General features: G+C 45.7%; 16 protein-coding genes. 9 read left to right on the top strand and 7 right to left on the bottom strand.

All coding sequences use genetic code 11. The annotated features are described in order from the left end of the window. Window positions 1-287 precede the first annotated feature (287 nt). The 3 genes from EL173_RS03320 to EL173_RS03305 form a co-directional block, all read right to left on the bottom strand. On the bottom strand, window positions 288-431 hold the full coding sequence (locus EL173_RS03320; RefSeq protein WP_005684115.1) for a hypothetical protein: 144 nt from the start codon (window positions 429-431) through the stop codon (window positions 288-290). Between the two features lie 268 nt (window positions 432-699). Continuing rightward, window positions 700-3,831: an AAA family ATPase gene (locus tag EL173_RS03310; RefSeq protein ID WP_005691848.1), complete on the bottom strand. Its 3,132-nt coding sequence runs from the start codon at window positions 3,829-3,831 to the stop codon at window positions 700-702. Continuing rightward, the gene (locus tag EL173_RS03305) at window positions 3,828-4,952 is read right to left on the bottom strand and encodes an exonuclease SbcCD subunit D (RefSeq protein WP_005691846.1); all 1,125 of its coding nucleotides are present in this window, start codon (window positions 4,950-4,952) and stop codon (window positions 3,828-3,830) included. Before EL173_RS03305 ends, EL173_RS03310 begins: the two co-directional genes overlap by 4 nt. A 62-nt stretch (window positions 4,953-5,014) precedes the next feature. Here EL173_RS03305 and EL173_RS03300 point away from each other — a divergent pair, with 62 nt between their 5' ends. From EL173_RS03300 to EL173_RS03255, 9 genes are all read left to right on the top strand, one after another. Continuing rightward, entirely contained in the window at window positions 5,015-5,641 is a 627-nt protein-coding gene (locus EL173_RS03300) for an HAD family hydrolase (protein WP_019728471.1), read from the top strand. Window positions 5,642-6,091: 450 nt separating this feature from the next. Continuing rightward, window positions 6,092-6,868 (top strand): DeoR/GlpR family DNA-binding transcription regulator, encoded by a 777-nt coding sequence (locus tag EL173_RS03290; protein ID WP_005684120.1) that lies wholly within the window; start codon window positions 6,092-6,094, stop codon window positions 6,866-6,868. A gap of 3 nt (window positions 6,869-6,871) precedes the next feature. Further along, complete coding sequence (gene lacA, locus EL173_RS03285; RefSeq protein ID WP_005684122.1) at window positions 6,872-7,300, top strand: galactose-6-phosphate isomerase subunit LacA; 429 nt, start codon at window positions 6,872-6,874, stop codon at window positions 7,298-7,300. Window positions 7,301-7,340: 40 nt separating this feature from the next. Then, a complete protein-coding gene (lacB, locus tag EL173_RS03280) occupies window positions 7,341-7,859 on the top strand; it encodes a galactose-6-phosphate isomerase subunit LacB (protein WP_005684124.1) in 519 nt (172 codons plus the stop codon). Between the two features lie 32 nt (window positions 7,860-7,891). Next, complete coding sequence (locus tag EL173_RS03275) at window positions 7,892-8,893, top strand: tagatose-bisphosphate aldolase (RefSeq protein WP_005691842.1); 1,002 nt, start codon at window positions 7,892-7,894, stop codon at window positions 8,891-8,893. 129 nt (window positions 8,894-9,022) lie between these two features. Further along, a complete protein-coding gene (gene lacC / locus EL173_RS03270) occupies window positions 9,023-9,961 on the top strand; it encodes a tagatose-6-phosphate kinase (protein WP_014571165.1) in 939 nt (312 codons plus the stop codon). A gap of 20 nt (window positions 9,962-9,981) precedes the next feature. Further along, window positions 9,982-10,662, top strand: a complete 681-nt coding sequence (locus tag EL173_RS03265; RefSeq protein ID WP_005691839.1) for a DUF4867 family protein — start codon at window positions 9,982-9,984, stop codon at window positions 10,660-10,662. An 85-nt stretch (window positions 10,663-10,747) separates the two neighbouring features. Further along, complete coding sequence (locus EL173_RS03260; RefSeq protein ID WP_005691837.1) at window positions 10,748-11,773, top strand: serine hydrolase domain-containing protein; 1,026 nt, start codon at window positions 10,748-10,750, stop codon at window positions 11,771-11,773. Window positions 11,774-12,021: 248 nt separating this feature from the next. Continuing rightward, window positions 12,022-12,228, top strand: a complete 207-nt coding sequence (locus EL173_RS03255) for a hypothetical protein (RefSeq protein ID WP_005691836.1) — start codon at window positions 12,022-12,024, stop codon at window positions 12,226-12,228. A 599-nt stretch (window positions 12,229-12,827) separates the two neighbouring features. On the opposite strand, the gene EL173_RS03245 is transcribed toward EL173_RS03255, so the two are convergent. The 4 genes from EL173_RS03245 to EL173_RS03230 all read right to left on the bottom strand — a co-directional run bounded on the left by EL173_RS03245 (window position 12,828) and on the right by EL173_RS03230 (window position 16,245). Beyond that, complete coding sequence (locus EL173_RS03245) at window positions 12,828-14,279, bottom strand: PTS galactitol transporter subunit IIC (RefSeq protein ID WP_005691834.1); 1,452 nt, start codon at window positions 14,277-14,279, stop codon at window positions 12,828-12,830. A 56-nt stretch (window positions 14,280-14,335) separates the two neighbouring features. Continuing rightward, window positions 14,336-14,644 carry a PTS sugar transporter subunit IIB gene (locus EL173_RS03240; protein ID WP_005691833.1) on the bottom strand — a complete coding sequence of 103 codons (309 nt, stop codon included), beginning with the start codon at window positions 14,642-14,644 and terminating at the stop codon, window positions 14,336-14,338. Between the two features lie 14 nt (window positions 14,645-14,658). Beyond that, the gene (locus tag EL173_RS03235) at window positions 14,659-15,153 is read right to left on the bottom strand and encodes a PTS sugar transporter subunit IIA (RefSeq protein ID WP_005705126.1); all 495 of its coding nucleotides are present in this window, start codon (window positions 15,151-15,153) and stop codon (window positions 14,659-14,661) included. A 372-nt stretch (window positions 15,154-15,525) separates the two neighbouring features. After that, complete coding sequence (locus tag EL173_RS03230; protein WP_019728486.1) at window positions 15,526-16,245, bottom strand: hypothetical protein; 720 nt, start codon at window positions 16,243-16,245, stop codon at window positions 15,526-15,528. Window positions 16,246-16,471 lie beyond the last annotated feature (226 nt).

Genomic DNA, 16,471 nt, shown 5'->3' with positions numbered 1-16,471 from the left:
GCCAGCCCAGAAGCCTGCATGTAAGGACCTTGGGCGCAATGGTCAAAGACCGGCCATCACGCTTAAGGCCACTTACACTCCGGCTTCTGACCGGGCTGACTCACGCTCACTTTCTATAACGCGCTCCCCAGCGCAGAAGTCTGCGTGTAAGGACCTTGAGCGTAATGGCCAAAGACCGGCCATCACGCCCAAGGACACTTACACTCCGACTTCTAACCGCGCTGGCTCGCGCTTACAAAAAAGAACCACAAACAAGTATATGTTTGCGGCTCATAACTTAATAGATATTAGTTTTCATTTTCAAGGCGTTCTGCTTCTTCGTCAATCGTCTCGAAGCCAGACTTCTTTGGCTTCTTCTCAGGATGTTCTTGGCGCTCCTTTTCGACCTTAGCGATCAAAGCTTTCTTTTGTTCTTTGCTCAATGATGCCATGTGATCTCGCCTCTTTTTGGTGTGAGTTAGAAGGTATAACCCTTACAACTTCTGTTATACCACTTAAACACAAAAATGACACAGAGAATTTTGCAGAGCGTGAGCCAACCCGGTTAGAAACCGGAGCATAAGTGGCCTCAGATCCCAATGGCCGGGCTTTGCCATTGGGGTCTGAGGTCCTTATGTGCAGGTTTCTGGGTTGGCGAACGCGTTTCAGAGCGCGAACAGGGCCGCTTAGAAACCGGAGTGTAAGTGGGCATCAGCCATCTTACGCCGACGCCATATGCATCACCCTAATCCGACTCCGTCCTGTCCCTGCTGGCTGCACCTGCAACTGATCAGGAATATTATCCCTTAATTCCGTCACGTGCGAAATAATCCCGATCAATCGCGACTCGCCTTCTAGCGATTCAAGCGCGTTCATTGCCACATCAAGGCTATTAGTATCCAAACTCCCGAAGCCTTCATCAACAAACAAAGCATCGATATTGATGCCGCCACTTTCTTGCTGAATCACCTCGCCCAGTGCCAATGCAAGGCTCAACGCAGCAATAAAGCTTTCACCGCCAGATAGTGTTTGAACTGCGCGGCGTTCACCCACCTGATCATCGTAAACATCGATTTCCAAACCCGAATGGATCTTTTGAGTTCCCAAATCCGTGTGCAACACAAATTGGTAGCGCTGATTGGAAAGCACTTGCAAGCGGGTGTTGGCAACATCCAAAACTTCCTGAAGATAGGCTTGTAAAACGTAGCGCTCCAAACTAAGCTTCTTGGGACCATTGCCGTTCATAACGGCGGTCAGTGTCTGCAAGTCGGCATAGGCGGCCAAAGCAGTCTGATTGGCCGCTAAAATATCTGCGGCCTGTTTGAGCAATTTTTGGGCCGTATCATGTTTCTGCTTTGCTTCAATGAAGGCAGTTTGTGCTTTTGTTGCCTCTACTTCAGCTGCACTTGCTTGAGCCTCAAGCTGATCAAGGGCAGGTTGCGGTTGATTGCCAATCGTCTTGTTAGCGGCTGCCAGTAATGTCTGCTGCTTTAAAACGTCATCCTTATAACGCTGCGTTTGTTGCTGCAAAAGTGGTAATTGCCCTAATTTCTCGCGCATGGCAGCAAATTTTGCGACACCATCCGAACCAAAATAATCAGTTACTGCAGATAAAAAGTCATCTTCTGCTTCCTGGTGCTCTTTTTTCAGTGTCGTGATCTGGTCAGTAGCATGGCGTTCATCTGCATGTAAGCCTGCTAACTGGCGATCGAACTCACTTAATTGACGCTGCGCCGTTTTTAATTGTTCCTGGTGAGTCTTGATTGCTTCAGTCAAGACATGCGACTGTTCGGTTACTGTCTTAAGATCAGTCGTGCCTGCAGGTAAACTTGCTTTCATGGTCGTCAGTGCACTGTTAGCTTTTGCCGCCTCAATCTTCGCTGTATTAAGCGCACTTTGGGTTGCTTGAATTTCCTGATCATCTGCGCTCACAACAGTTTGACCAACTGTTATTGCTTTTCTCAATGCATCCTGCCTGATCTGAGCCGCGGATAACGCTTGAACTGCAGTCTGTGCTTTTTCTTCAAGTATTGCCAGCTGTTTCAAAATATCTGGCTGTTCAACTTGGGGACTCACTGCATCTATGCTTGAGCTCACCTGTGCCCAAAAACTGTTCTTTGCTATATCTGCCTTTTTGGTAGCGGCAGCGTGCTGTTCTTCTAGGTTGGATACCTGGGCTTGCATAGTCGTTTCTTTTGCCGCTGCTTGCTGGCGCGCTTGGGTAGCCCGTTTCACCTCAGCCTCAGTCACCAGCGGTTCATCCAAGGCTACAGCCGGGTGTGGATGCTCGACACTGCCGCAAACCGGGCAAGGGGTCCCGGGCGTCAACTTAGCCGCCAATTGGGCAATTTGTTGCCGGATCTGAGTTTGTTGTAATTGATTCAACTGTTGCTCGGCAGATTGACTCGCATTTGTCGCCTGAATCAGTAACGTCTTTGTGTCCGTTAGCTTGCTGGCAAGTTGTTCAGCTTCAGCATGTGCGTCTTGATAATTAGCGGCTACCGGTTTCAGCGCTGCCACTAATTGTTTATGGTCAGCTGCTCGATCTGCCAAATCTGACACCGCTAGTTGGTTCAACTCGGTTTGATATTGATCAAGTTTTTTCTGATCATCTGCCAATTTTTTTTGCGCCTGTACAGACGCTGCTTCTGCCTGTGCAACTGCTGCGGTTTGTTGGGCTACTTGTTTTTCTTGAGCCGCAATTGCAACGAGTTGCTGTTTAACCGATTGCAGTTGATCAAGTTGCGTCTTTTGGGCTTCAATAGCTGAATCTTGTTGCTGCAAATCATTTAATTTCGTTTGGGCCTGGTTCATGGCCTGCTGAGTGGTTTTTATTGCCGTTTGGGTTTGTACTAATTGCGTCTTGGCTAGAGTTAAATCGCGAGCTACTTTTTGTACCCGTTGCTCAGCTGCCTCGTGTTCTTGAACCCAGGTTAACCGCTCCATTAACTTGAGGCGGTCTTCCTGCGTCTGCTTTTGTTCAGCAAGTTGTGCCAAAGCCGCAGCAGTTTGTTTTCGGTCTTCAAATGCTTGTGCCAACTGCTTACCGGTCTGAAGAGCTGTCTGGGCCGTCTGATAGCGCTGGTGGCGTTGGTCTGCCATGGTTTGCAGGTTGGTGACGGTTGTTGCTTGCTGCGTTACATCCTGATGCATCAAGGCCAATTTGTCAGCCATCGTTGCGGTGTCAGATGGCGGCGTGTCAAATTCGAACTGTGACGTCAGCAAATTCAGCATCCGTTCCTGATCCTGAATCGCGGCTCCCTGCTGCTTGGTTTGTGCTTGCATAGCTGTTTGCCAGCGTTGAATCAACTGGGTCCCAAATAAATCCCGCAGTAAATCTTCTTTGGCATTACTGTCGGCATCTAGAAAACGCCGAAAGTCTCCTTGAGGCAGTAAAACAATTTGCCGAAATTGTTTAGCATCAAGATGTAAAATTGCATCAAGCTGGCTTTGGACCTGATTTTTTTTGGTATATTCGGCCACTTGCTTATCAGCATCTGCAATCGCCAATAAGGCCTTTGCTTTGACCTCAGTCAGTCCATCACCACGTTTTTTTTGCTGTATCTGTTGCGGCTGGCGCACTACCCGATAATGTTTACCGTCATGATCAAAAGTTAACGTAATTTTAGTCAGATCATGGTGGCTGGCAAAGTTGGACCGCATCTGCATGCCATCGCGTTCCCCTGACGTCTCGCCGTATAACGCATACACTAAGGCATCAAAAATCGTGGTTTTCCCGCTGCCAGTCGGTCCGCTGATTAAGAATAGCGGGCTCGTGCGAAAATCTTCAAAATTAACCGTTTCATCTGCATAGGGTCCGAAAAACTGCATGTGTAATTGTTTAAGTTTCACTGTTTCTGCCCGCTTTCTGCTTCACCAAGTCCCGCTTTGGCCCACTTCAGCTGATCCGCTGTCAGATCTGTTTGCATCATCTCAGCATAAAAATTCTTCAACAAACTCAGCGGATCGAGATCGCGCTGCCGTTGTTTTAACGGTTTTACGGCGGTGACCCCATTTTCACGGCGCAGACTGATAATCCTTGGGTAAATCTTCCGCAACTGGGCCATGACATTAGGAATCACCTGCGTGTCGGTTAGATCAACGCCAATATAAGCATCGCGGTCCTGCTGGCGATAAAAATCCGGATCAGTCAATTCCGCATAGCTAGCTTTCAACTCAATCAAGTCATGTTGTGGCGTCAACGGAATAAACGTCCGCGCCATCGTGTCAGTATCGACAATGTAGACGCCCTTCTCCTGCTTGGCTTCAGCGACCGCATATTTCAATAAGGCACCACTATACTGAATCTTAGGTTCGGCGTGCAGCGCATTATGATTATGCAAATGACCTAACGCCACATAGTCAAACGCTGCCAAGTCATCAATCGGGACTGCATCCAATCCGCCGACGTTAACCTTTGTTTCCGAAGCGCTATGATCACTACCGGCAGCAAAAAAATGACTCACCAAAATATGCCGCATATCGGGTTTAAACTGGGCTTTCATTTTGGCAACAATCGGGCGAATGGCTTGTGCTACATTGGTAATCGTTGCATCCTGAAAATAATCACGGACAGCAAACGGTTCAAAATAAGGTAGCAAGAAAAATTGAGTGTCACCAAGTTCAACAGGAGTAAATGCCTCGGCTAATTGCGTATTGACGTACATCTTAGTTGCGGAAAACCATGACCGGCCAGTACGTAGACGGACGGCCGAGTCGTGATTGCCGGAAATCACCAACAATGGATAATTCAGCTTACGATTTAGCGTTACCAGCATATGATCAAGCGTTGCCACCGCGGCCTCACTGGGTAAAGCGCGGTCATATAAATCGCCGGCAATGACAATGGCATCGACTTGCTGCTGCTTGGCAACGGTCACCAATTGTTCAAACACCGCCTGCTGATCTTCCAATAAGTCAAAATCGTTTAGTTTTTTGCCAATATGCCAATCGGCTGTGTGTAGAAATCGCATGTTTACGCCTTTCTTTGTTATCGCTTACTTGTTACAATAATAAGCGTTATAGGAGGAAGAATATGAATACGTTTATCTTTGATATTGACGGCACCTTGCTTGACAACGTTGAAGGTTACCTTTACGGGCTTCAAAAAACTTTACGCCGCCATGGCCGCGAAATCGCCATTGAGGACTTGACTTGGACCAATGGCCGCGCTGGTGTCGATAGTTTAAAAGAGCTAGGCTTCAGTCCAGCAGAAATTCCCGTGGTGCATGAAGAATGGCGGGAAGACTCGAAAGCTTTTCTCAACCATGTCACTTGGTTCCCCAACATGCAAAAAGTCCTAACGCAATTAAGCCGCCACTATAAGCTTGGTCTCGTCACTTCAAAAGACAAACCGCAATTCCTCGAAGAAGATAAGAAGTATCTCTTTAGTCCGTATTTTGAAACAGTGGTTGTCGCCGGTGAAGCCAAACGCAACAAACCCTTTGGCGATCCGATTACCTTAGCACGTAACCGGTTAGGCGGCCAACCTGACACGACGGTTTACATCGGTGATACGCCGACTGACGCCCAAGCCGCAGCCGATGCAAAAGTTGCCTTTGCACTCGCGGGGTGGACAACACCACCATCGCCCGCTGTCACGCCACGCATTGCTGTCCTCCAGCAAGCGGCTGATTTATTAAAACTTTCAAAGCTTAATTAACGTATGACTGCTACTGTATATTACGCATTTTAACAGTGACACTGCCACTAATAGTCAAGTTATTACCAATTAATTCTACCAGATAACAATGTAACCACAGTCCTAAGCATGCAAATGTTTAGGGCTTTTTTGCGCTTCTTGAGTTCCGTTCTTGGTCAATTGACGCCAAATGAATCAGTCGTTTGATCCGTGAAAACATCAACCGATATTTGGGTGGCACCGTATTGCTGTGTGTACCTGTTGTCTTCTGTTTATTCGATTACTAATAATCAGCTGTATCTGCACATTTCCATGGCGCTTTTTATTTCTTTTTTTATAAAAACGCGCGATAAAAATAGTCGTAAACACCGCGACTATGGTCTTGACGAATCATGTAGCCAGTGGTAACTTAAGGACTGTAATAAGAAACAAAATCAAACAACAACGAACATTTTTTTGTGAGGTGAGTCAATGTTAAAAGACGAGCGCTTGCTAACAATCCGTAATTTAGTTGATCGTAAAGGGATTGTGACCGTTAACGAAATTGGTGAAAGTTTAGGCGTTTCAACCATGACTGTGCGACGGGATCTGGAAGAGCTTGCTGAAAGAAATGAGTTAGTCCGTATTCACGGCGGCGCACAGAGTACCCATTTTAAACCGCTAACCGAATTGTCCAGAAATGAGAAGCGGTCCATTCACGTCAACGAAAAGCGTAAAATCGCCGCTACCATTGCTGATATCATCACTTCAGGCGATACGATTTATATCGGGCCCGGCACAACGAATGAACTGATTGCACAGTACCTCAAGAAACCTGACGTCCGGATCATCACCAATAGTCTTCCCGTCTTCCAAAGCTTTCAGGACCGCGCCGATTACTTCTCGTTAAAACTGATCGGCGGCCAGCTCCGCGAACGATCAGGAGCCTTTATCGGAAGCTTGGCAAATGAGATGTTAGCTCACCTCACAACGACCAAAGCATTCATCAGTGTTAACGGTATCGCTGACAATCACATTAGTAACGCCAGCCCCGAAGAAGGTCAGACGCAGCGAATTGCGTTGAACAATGCGGGGATGAAATTTGTTGCTGCGGATCATTTCAAACTTAATCGGCAAGATTTCTACAGTTTCTACGACCTTGACCAAACAGACGGGCTTATCACTGATCCCGGAATCAGCGCCGACGATCGGCAACATTACAACACATATACGCATGTTATTACAGACAAAACAAAAAAAGGAGAATAGATCATGGATGTCATTATTGGTGCAGACAAAGATGGCTTTGCAATGAAAGAACAAGTTAAGAAATATTTGGAGGAACATCAATATCGGGTCGCGGATGTGACGCCCGAACCAGCCGAAGATTTTGTTGAATCTTCACTGGCAGTTACCAAAAAGCTGCTAAACAGTGATGCGCACAAAGCCATCATGTTTGATCGTTACGGTGTCGGTTCTGCCATGGCTTCTAACAAAGTCAAAGGCATGGTTACCGCGGTCGTTGAAGAAGAAAACACTGCCCACATGACGGCTGAACATAATGGCGCCAAGGCAATTGCTATCGGTACCGGCATTACAGGTTATGATCGCGCACTGGTCATCATCCAACGTTATCTGGATACCGAATATGCTGGCGGCCGTCATCAAATCCGGCTCGACATGCTTGAAAAAATGATTTAACGCCGTCTTTCACCCAATATAGAAAGGAAGCTTCACACTTATGATTATTGCTATTGGTAACGATCACATCGTCACGATGCAAAAGATTGAAATTTCAAACATGTTAAAAGACATGGGTTACACGGTTATTGATGAAGGTACCTATGACACGCATCGTACCCACTATCCGATTTATGGTAAGAAGGTCGCTGAAGATGTTGCTGATGGTCGTGCAGATCTCGGCATCGTGATGTGCGGTACGGGTATCGGTATTTCAACAGCCGCAGATAAAAACGAAGGCATCCGCGCGGCCATGTGTGATGATGTCACCTCAGCCGTCTATGCTCGCGAACAGCTAAACGCTAACGTCTTAGGTATCGGTGGCGCAGTTGTCGGCGTTCACCTCATTCAAGATATTGTCAAAGCTTATCTGGATGCCACCTACAAAGAAACGCCCGAAAATAAAAAGTTGATTGATAAGATCGACAACATCGCGAAACCAAATCCTGATCAAAAAGACAACCCGCATTTCTTTGATGCTGAACTTGAAAAGTGGGCTGAAGGCGTCTATCACGACTAATTAAACTTTAAAATCCTAGGAGGCATTTTTACATGACAGTCACCCTTACTGCGGGCCAATTCAAGCATCTGCAAAAACTTTCCGACGAAAATAACGTTATCTCCGCGCTGGCAATTGATCAACGCGGTTCTTTAAAGAAAATGCTTGCAGCTGCAGCGAACAAGCCAGCTGATGAAACCACCATTGTCGATTTCAAGAAAGCGGTTTCTGAAGAACTAACCAAATACGCCAGTTCAATTTTGCTTGATCCGGAATATGGCCTGCCAGCTGCCAAAGTTCGTGCACCACAAGCCGGCTTGCTTCTCTCCTATGAAAAAACCGGCTACGATGCGACTGAACCTGGCCGTTTCCCGGATTTGATTGATAACCAAAGTGCTTTGCGCATCAAGAACGAAGGCGGCGATGCAGTCAAATTCCTGCTATACATCGACCCTGACGAACCTGATAGTATCAACGATCGTAAATATGCGTTTGTTGAACGGGTTGGTGCTGAAGCTAAGGCTAATGATTTGCCACTATTCCTGGAACTGGTTTCCTATGATGGTACGCTCAACGAGACTGGCACCGCTGCATGGGCTAAGGTTAAGCCGGACAAGGTCATCAAGATCACCAAGGAATTCAGCAAACCGCAGTACAATGTCTCCGTTCTAAAAGTCGAAGTCCCGGTTGATCAGAAGTTTGTTGAAGGCTTCACCGATGAAGGCGTAACCCCGGTTTATACCAAAGAAGAAGCTGCCAAATATTACAAAGCCCAGTCCGACGCAACCGATTTGCCATTCATCTTCCTGTCCGCTGGTGTTTCCAACGAATTGTTCCTTGAAGAACTCAAATTTGCTAAGGAAGCCGGTTCAACCTTTAACGGTGTGCTTTGCGGCCGGGCAACCTGGAAGCCAGGCGTTAAGCCATTTGCTGCTGAAGGCGAAGCTGCCGGCAAGCAATGGCTGGAAACGGAAGGTAAAGCTAACATCGATCGTTTGAACAAGGTTCTAGCGGATACTGCTACTCCTTGGACGGACAAGGTCAGCCACGAATAGTTCGTGTAAGACCATAAAAGCCGATTCCTTGAGGGGTCGGCTTTTATTAACCGAAAACCGACTAACACAATCACTAATATGACGTTAGCAGGCAATCTGCTCACGTTCACTTTTGGAGGAAAACTCATTATGATCTTAACGGTTACATTAAATCCCTCAATCGACGTTTCCTATCCACTCGATCATCTTAAAATCGACACGGTCAATCGGGTTAAAACCGTTCGCAAAACTGCTGGTGGAAAAGGGTTAAACGTTTCCCGCGTCATTCATCTGCTTGATCATGACATCACGGCCACTGGCTTCATCGGCGGTTATTTTGGCAAATGGCTGGAAAATCAGTTGGATCACGATGGCATTGCCCATAACTTCTTTCCCATTGACGCCGAAACCCGCAGTTCGATTGCGGTATTGCACGATGGCGGCAAACAGACTGAAATTCTCGAAGCAGGCCCAACCATCGCGCCTGAAGATGCAAGTGCCTTCCTAGACCACTTTGATAAGCTACTTGATCAGACCGATTTGTTGACGATTTCAGGCTCAATGCCACAAGGGCTTCCTGAAGATTACTACACGCAAATGATTGCCCATGCCGGTGCCAAAAACGTGAAGGTGCTGCTAGACACATCCGGTGCAACCTTGAAATCAGCCCTTGAAGCACCCGTCAAGCCGCTGTTAATCAAGCCTAATGAAGAGGAACTCGCCGGCCTGCTCAATCGTCCGGTGGATAAGACTGATTACGCAACCTTGAAACAAGCTCTCACTGATCCGATTTTTGACGGCGTAGACTGGATCGTTGTTTCATTAGGGTCAGCCGGTGCTTTTGTTAAACATCAAGATAAGTTCTACCACGCCGCGATTCCTAAGATTCAGGTTGTCAATCCCGTTGGCTCAGGGGACTCAACACTTGCCGGTCTGGCGATGGGCATTCATGATGGCAAGTCCGATGAAGACATTATGAAAACCGCAATGACAACCGGCATGCTCAACACCATGGAAGCAGAAACCGGTTTTGTCGACCCCGCCAAATTTGCCGAGTATTTTGCTAAAGTCACCATTGAAACTTATTAAACTAGGAAAGAAGCAATCAAATGTCAACTCTCGAAAAGATTCAAGCTCTGAATCCGGATAAGACGATCTATCAGTTAACCGATTCAGCGTTTTCCGATTACGGGGTCACCTATACACAGTATGACGTCAGCGAACTCCAACAGTTCATGGATCAGCAAGTCCCCATCCCCGCTCCGACTGCTGCCAATCGCTATATTCCTTCCAACCCCGCGATGGAAAAGCTCCCGGTGGTCCAACAGATTGGTCGTGATGTTTTTGCCGGCCTGCCAATCGAAGCCGGTGAATGTGCCGGACACGCCGAGGCTTTGACAGCAGTCGAATTTCACCAAGGCAGCGAGGTGAATGTTTTCTTCACCGATGTCGTGATGGTGATCGGTAAACGCGGGCAGATGCATGATGGTCAATTTAACGCGGAAAAGGACGCTAAGCTATTCTTCGTCCCTGCTGGCACTGTGGTTGAATTCTTCAGCGACACTTTGCATTACAGTCCCTGTGAGGCTCATGCAAGCGGATTTAAATTTATTGTCATGTTAATTCGCGGTAGCAATCAACCGTTACCAGTCGGCTATCACACCGACAACCCATTGATTGTTAAGCAAAACAAGTTCCAAGTCGTTCATGCCAGCCGCACCGACAAGATCAATCAAGGCATCAAAGTCGGCGTTACTGGCAAGCTAGTCACTGTCAATCACCTAGATTAAAACACAACCAAAACGGCCGAAAACGCCACGTTTCAGATAACACAGCTAAAGTTCGACCAAGTCAATCTTGCTTGGAGGCATCAAAATGGTAACACCAGAAGTTCTTAAAGATGAATCACCGTTGAGTCGTTCCTTACAAACCGAACACTATAACGGCGCCGTAGCAGTTGTTTCCCCCGATAAAGAATTAACAGCAGACGCGCAGGGGTTTTCCCATATTGACATGAAGGTACCGTTTGCATCCCATACAATGAGCGGTGCCGGAACTGTCACCCAACAGTTCTTCGGTGTTTTACTCATGCAGTTTGTTGAAGCCGGCACCGTCAAGCTGACTGACAGATTGTCTAAGTATATTCCGGAGTATCAACAGGCCGAGCAAATAACCTTAGCGCAACTAGCCACCATGCAAAGCGGAATTCCAGACTATCTAACTTTGATGGCTGCACCATTTAAAGCCAACGCTCCCGACACGCTGCCGGCCGAACGGTTAGCGCTGCAAATCAATCAACATACCGGTCAAAACATGGATTTAGCCAAGGTGCTGGCTGTGGTTGATGATCTCCCCCTGAACTTTAAACCCGGCAGTAAAACCGCGTACAGCAGCACGAACGCACTGCTGTTGGGCGAAGTTCTAGATCGCGTGACGAATGAACGGCCACTTGAGGCGATCTTAAAAGCACAAATCTATGATCCGCTGAACTTAACCAACACAAAACTCGGCACGGCCCACGCATTTGCAGAAAGTTATCATTGGATAGCCGGCAACCCCAATGTGGCTGGTAAAGGTAATGAAAACCAAGCCGATCGCGGACTCGTCACAACGGTCGCCGACTTAGAAAAATTTGCCCAAGCAGTTTTGACAGGTCAACTACTAACCGCGGCCAGTTGGAAGACGATCTTTAAGGCCGCCGAAGCTGGATACGGCTATGGCTGGTACAAGCTGGCAGACGGATGGCTCGGTAACACCGGCAGCGTTCTAGGCTACACTGGCCTGCTGGGCATTAATCAAGCACAAAAGAAAGCTGTTGTCGGTTTGACCAATGTGCTTAAGCCTCAAGCAACTATGGATCAATTCTTTAAGCGAATTTACACTGCTGCCGTTAAACTTTGACTGCTAAAGTCAACTTAAAACTTCCGATTTATTAAACAATGTACGGAAGATTCATATTAGACGCGAAGGACGAAAGCCGTTTACTGGTCTCGATTAGTAAACTACTATCGCCCTTCATTTTATGTGATGTCAGCGTAAAGCATGATCGTGGATGTGCATTTTTGTTTGAATACGTTCATTTTCTCTAGTGTTAGCGCTTCAATTAAGCTATAATGGAGCTAGGATAAGATTAATGGAGGTCCTTTTTGATGACAAATCGTAAAAAAAGTTACCTAATTTGGCTCGGCATCGTCACACTTGTCACCATTTTAAACGGCATTTTCAAGAATACATTCACCCAGGTAGCGGTCATGGTAACTGCTTGCTATGCACTTTATCAGTTACTCAAAATTGATAACGTTTTTGATCGTAAAAAACGGCGGGCACAGCGGATGAATCAAAAATCCACGAACTAAAACTTGTCGATAATGGTATACCACTATGAACTATCATCCACCTGTCAAAAAGACGGACAGATTTCAACTCGAAATCTGTCCGTCTTTTTCTCTCTGTTGCTTGAACACTCAAGCCGGCCGCCAGCCATGCGTTAGTATTGACCTTCAAGCTATTCCATTACTGGTATCATTTCAGCATGCATCCATCCTTGCTCAATTTTGGCGAGGTTTAGTTTTCTTATTGGACTCAACTTTCTTTGTTATCACATCAGCGACCTTAAGCGTTAGTAAGTAACCGATTAGGCGGATATAGGCTGCCACATTAAGATCAATCTTAGTAGCAAGTTCCGTCAACTCAGCGCCCACTAGTCCGACACAAATAAAAACAAGCCATGATTTGAGAAATGCTAGTCTCTGCAAGTATCTCCACGCCCTCACCATTTTAGAACTCCAAAATTCGAATTGGTTGGTTTTTACTATACACCCGGTTTACGGATATTTGTATGCCAAATTATTTTAAAACTTTTATAGCAAAACAGCCCTAGACCGCATCGTCTAGAGCTGTTTATAGCACAATCACCATCAATGATACCTAACAGAATGGTTTAAATGCTTCATCATTAATCTGCTGAATTAGCAGCGGCATGGGTTGCGACAAATTTAACATCATCAGCAACCTCTTTACCCTCATCAGAGTACTTCTGATTCCGTTTCATCATTTCATGACGATACCAGAAGAACAATGCAGTGTAAGCAATTAATGCCAACGCAGCATACAGAATCATCATCATTTCGCCCTTAGAAGCTTTACCAACCAAAACAGCAATGAACTGTTCAATCGGGCCTTCCTTGGTTGACGAAGAGATTAACCCAGTGGCAGGAATACCACTCGCATGTAAAGCACGTGCTGTGTGGGTAATGAATGGTGCTGAAAGTGTGCCGGCCCACAAGAACAGTGGCAGTTCGATAGCACCAATAACAATCATTCGAATGATCTTACCACGCGTAACCACCAACAGCGCTGGGGTAACACCCATTGCAATGATCCCACCTAAAGGCAAGATCCCGTTACCAGGCAATACCAAAGCCTCCAGCAACATGATTGGTGCTAAAACGTTAGCTGCAGCCCAAATTTCAGCACGACCAGCCAAGAATGGCCAGTCAAGCCCGATATTAAGCATCCGACCGCCTAAACGTTTGTTAGCAAAATCCGCAACCCCTTGAGATAGCGGTTCAACCGCTGCGATAAACCATGAACCAATAATACTAAACAGCTCCAAGCAGGTCGCAGCCATAAAGGCCAGCGTCGTAATGGACTTAATATCTTGATGGGAAATCAGACCGATAAAGATCCCCAGATAAATCCCAATGGCAAAGCGGCTGCCCCAGAATCCGATCTTTTCATTTAGCTTGGCCGCATCGAAGTCATATTTATCCAACCATGGGAACAATTTGTCAAACAACTTATCAAACACCATGATCACAGGATTCATCATGTAGTTTAAATGCGTTGTCGTCATCGGGTTCTCCCAGTCGTCCAACAAGTCATTGAAAGTCGGCTTCATCAAATCGGAATTGATAATTTTTAAAACGCCAATGAAGATAACCAACACGGTAGCAACAAAAAGGTTAGCACCAAAATAAATAGCCAATAGACCTGTAAATGACAAATGCCAGATATCAAAAATATCGACATCTAATGTGTTGGTGCGATTCAGGAACAGTAAAATCAAATTAACAATAACCAGAATTGCCAAGAAGAATAATGTATACGGTGAACCCCAAGTAATCGTTGCTAACGGCGCCCAACCTAAGTCAGTAATTGAAAGGTTAATGCCGGTCGATTTAACAAAGGCATTTAGCGCTGGCTGATAAGTATCCGTCAACAAACCGATGACACTGCTAATAGCGGTAATCGCAATCGCTAATTTGATGCCGCCTTCCAGCGCGTGGAAGAAATTAACGCCAACCGCGAACGCAATGACCGTCAACACAATTAGCATAATTGGAGCCGCACCCAACTTGATGATTGGCTCAAAAATCTTGTTGGCCAGATCAATAATCGTTTGCATAAACTTTTTCACTCCCTACTATGTATCCGACAGTTTCTCGCCATCGGATGACATGATTATTTCAAATTTTCTTTTTTGATGACATTCTCGATCTTGTCATAAACGGGTTTAGCCATAGCCGGCATCCGGTACAAAATCGGTCCAGCATTAATGACTGGAATGTTTGGGGTGAAACCAAGATCAGTTTTTGCAATCGGTGTAAAAATGTCATAGTTCTTGATCATATCTTCATTAACATCTTTGACCATCACCGCATCCGCTTGCACATCATAGCCACGCTTCTTAAATTCCTTTTCAATCGCATCCTTGATTTGATGACTAGAGTTAACCCCTGCACCACAAGCAGCCAAAATCTTAACAGTCATAACAAACTTCCTCCTTATTTTTTAAAACTTGTTGCCAAAATATCGTGAATCGTTGCGGTGTCTTCAGCATGAAACAGTCTGTTGAGCGTTTCTTCGGAAGACGTTGTTAGAAAATCCATGATCTGTGCCAGAACATTTGCCTGGCCTTCCGGATCATTATTCAAAATCATGAACAGAAAACTCACATTGAACTTCTGATTAGGATCAATCATATTCGCGAATTCAACCGGTTGTTTCAGCCGAATCGGAACAACTTTCCTGACATTAACAAATTCGCCTTCCGTGTGCGGGATCGCAACATTCGGATAATCAGGATTGACCACACTCATATCAATGCCAGTCGGATACGCTTTCTCGCGTTCGCTGAGGTGTTGATAGAAGTCCGGTTTGACCGCCCCTAATGCCACGAGTTTGTCCGAAACCTGCTTAAAAATTGTGTCTTGATCCGTACCATCTTCAATGAACACTAGGCTTGAATCAAAGAGATCCTGTTCGATTGTGTCTGCCATCATCTACACCTCTGTTAATTGTTGTTCGCTTCTGTTCACTATTAATTATAGTCAAGCGCTTTCAGTAGTCAAGAAATACTTTTTCAGCTTTGCAAAATAACATTGTCTATTCTGTTGTTTCGTCGTTCCTTTTACCACGTGTATTTGACTACACTCGTACATTTGGCAAACATCGGATTGCAGTTAATATTACTGATATATCAGACAACACAAAGAAACACTTTTAAACAAATAGAGGGCGATAAAATTGTTCAACATCAATTTTTCAAAACTTTTGCCATCAAAAAGACTGCATAGGTTAACCTAGGAATAATCCTATTTGACCGAAAAAATAGTGCGCCATTCTATAGCAGCGCACTTGCTTTGTCAGGCCTAGCCTTGGGTATTATTCTCGTTGTGATACTGATAACGTGCTAGGAACCAGATTAGACCGATTAAGAGCATTCCTACCGCCCAACCTAGCCAAAAAGGGAAAGTTGCCCAAATTGCTCCGTCACTGGATGCTACAAGCGACATAAAATGCCCGCCAAAAGTAAATTTCAAGTGACTTAGCATATAAAGCGCGACAATCGCAGTCAGCAGGTACAACCACATCCATTTATTCGCGCTCCAACCATGTTTATACGGATTAATTGCCCAAAGAAGCGGAACTGACCCAAACAGTCCAATTTGCCAAGAAAAAATCGCTAGAATCAAAACCAGTTGTTCGAAATCCGAAAAGCGGGCTAACCCCATTTGTGGAACCCAATGATTCAATAATAAAAAGCAAGTCCCCATAAACAGCCAAACCGGTAATAGGTGACGTATCAAGCGAATAAATAGCGGCGATTTTGTCTTTTGCATTCGCGTTTGCCTGATGAGATACCAACTCGTCAATCCAACAATAATTGCCATACACGGTTGCCAATTAGTGATGACGACACCGCTTCTGGAACTGATCAAAACAGGAAACACCGGTAAAAAAGCTGGCACAAAATCAAACTTATTAACCGGCCAGTTGTACCAAATATAAATCGCGCTAACTACCGACCAGACAACCATTATGACGATCCCCTGTACACTGAGTGGCAATTTCAAGAAGCCGGTTTTCATGGCGAACCCCCCCACTTTCATGCTCCATCTTTAATCACAGCGGTTAAATATTAGTTCACGTGAATAATTCAATTTAAATGTTTGTAATCGTAATCGCTTTCATTTTCTAAAAGTATATATCAGGATAAACCCGCTGCAAAATATAACGGTTTGCATAAACTTGATCTTTTCGATTCCCTAACTCCACAAACGCCATGCCTCAACAAGCAGAAAGCCAGCACCGATA

It is taken from the genome of Lacticaseibacillus rhamnosus, assembly GCF_900636965.1.
GTDB classification, from domain to species: domain Bacteria; phylum Bacillota; class Bacilli; order Lactobacillales; family Lactobacillaceae; genus Lacticaseibacillus; species Lacticaseibacillus rhamnosus.
The sequence above is the reverse complement of the archived record's forward strand: the minus strand, read 5'-3'. Positions and strand labels throughout refer to the sequence as shown.

Excerpts from the sequence above, each read along its gene's own strand:
- EL173_RS03290 (WP_005684120.1), top strand. The coding sequence starts at position 6,092 with ATGTTAAAAGACGAGCGCTTGCTAACAATCCGTAATTTAGTTGATCGT.
- EL173_RS03260 (WP_005691837.1), top strand. The coding sequence starts at position 10,748 with ATGGTAACACCAGAAGTTCTTAAAGATGAATCACCGTTGAGTCGTTCC.
- EL173_RS03255 (WP_005691836.1), top strand. The coding sequence starts at position 12,022 with ATGACAAATCGTAAAAAAAGTTACCTAATTTGGCTCGGCATCGTCACA.
- EL173_RS03300 (WP_019728471.1), top strand. The coding sequence starts at position 5,015 with ATGAATACGTTTATCTTTGATATTGACGGCACCTTGCTTGACAACGTT.
- EL173_RS03235 (WP_005705126.1), bottom strand. The coding sequence starts at position 15,153 with ATGGCAGACACAATCGAACAGGATCTCTTTGATTCAAGCCTAGTGTTC.
- lacA (WP_005684122.1), top strand. The coding sequence starts at position 6,872 with ATGGATGTCATTATTGGTGCAGACAAAGATGGCTTTGCAATGAAAGAA.
- EL173_RS03230 (WP_019728486.1), bottom strand. The coding sequence starts at position 16,245 with ATGAAAACCGGCTTCTTGAAATTGCCACTCAGTGTACAGGGGATCGTC.
- lacC (WP_014571165.1), top strand. The coding sequence starts at position 9,023 with ATGATCTTAACGGTTACATTAAATCCCTCAATCGACGTTTCCTATCCA.
- EL173_RS03275 (WP_005691842.1), top strand. The coding sequence starts at position 7,892 with ATGACAGTCACCCTTACTGCGGGCCAATTCAAGCATCTGCAAAAACTT.
- lacB (WP_005684124.1), top strand. The coding sequence starts at position 7,341 with ATGATTATTGCTATTGGTAACGATCACATCGTCACGATGCAAAAGATT.
- EL173_RS03305 (WP_005691846.1), bottom strand. The coding sequence starts at position 4,952 with ATGCGATTTCTACACACAGCCGATTGGCATATTGGCAAAAAACTAAAC.
- EL173_RS03245 (WP_005691834.1), bottom strand. The coding sequence starts at position 14,279 with ATGCAAACGATTATTGATCTGGCCAACAAGATTTTTGAGCCAATCATC.
- EL173_RS03265 (WP_005691839.1), top strand. The coding sequence starts at position 9,982 with ATGTCAACTCTCGAAAAGATTCAAGCTCTGAATCCGGATAAGACGATC.
- EL173_RS03320 (WP_005684115.1), bottom strand. The coding sequence starts at position 431 with ATGGCATCATTGAGCAAAGAACAAAAGAAAGCTTTGATCGCTAAGGTC.
- EL173_RS03240 (WP_005691833.1), bottom strand. The coding sequence starts at position 14,644 with ATGACTGTTAAGATTTTGGCTGCTTGTGGTGCAGGGGTTAACTCTAGT.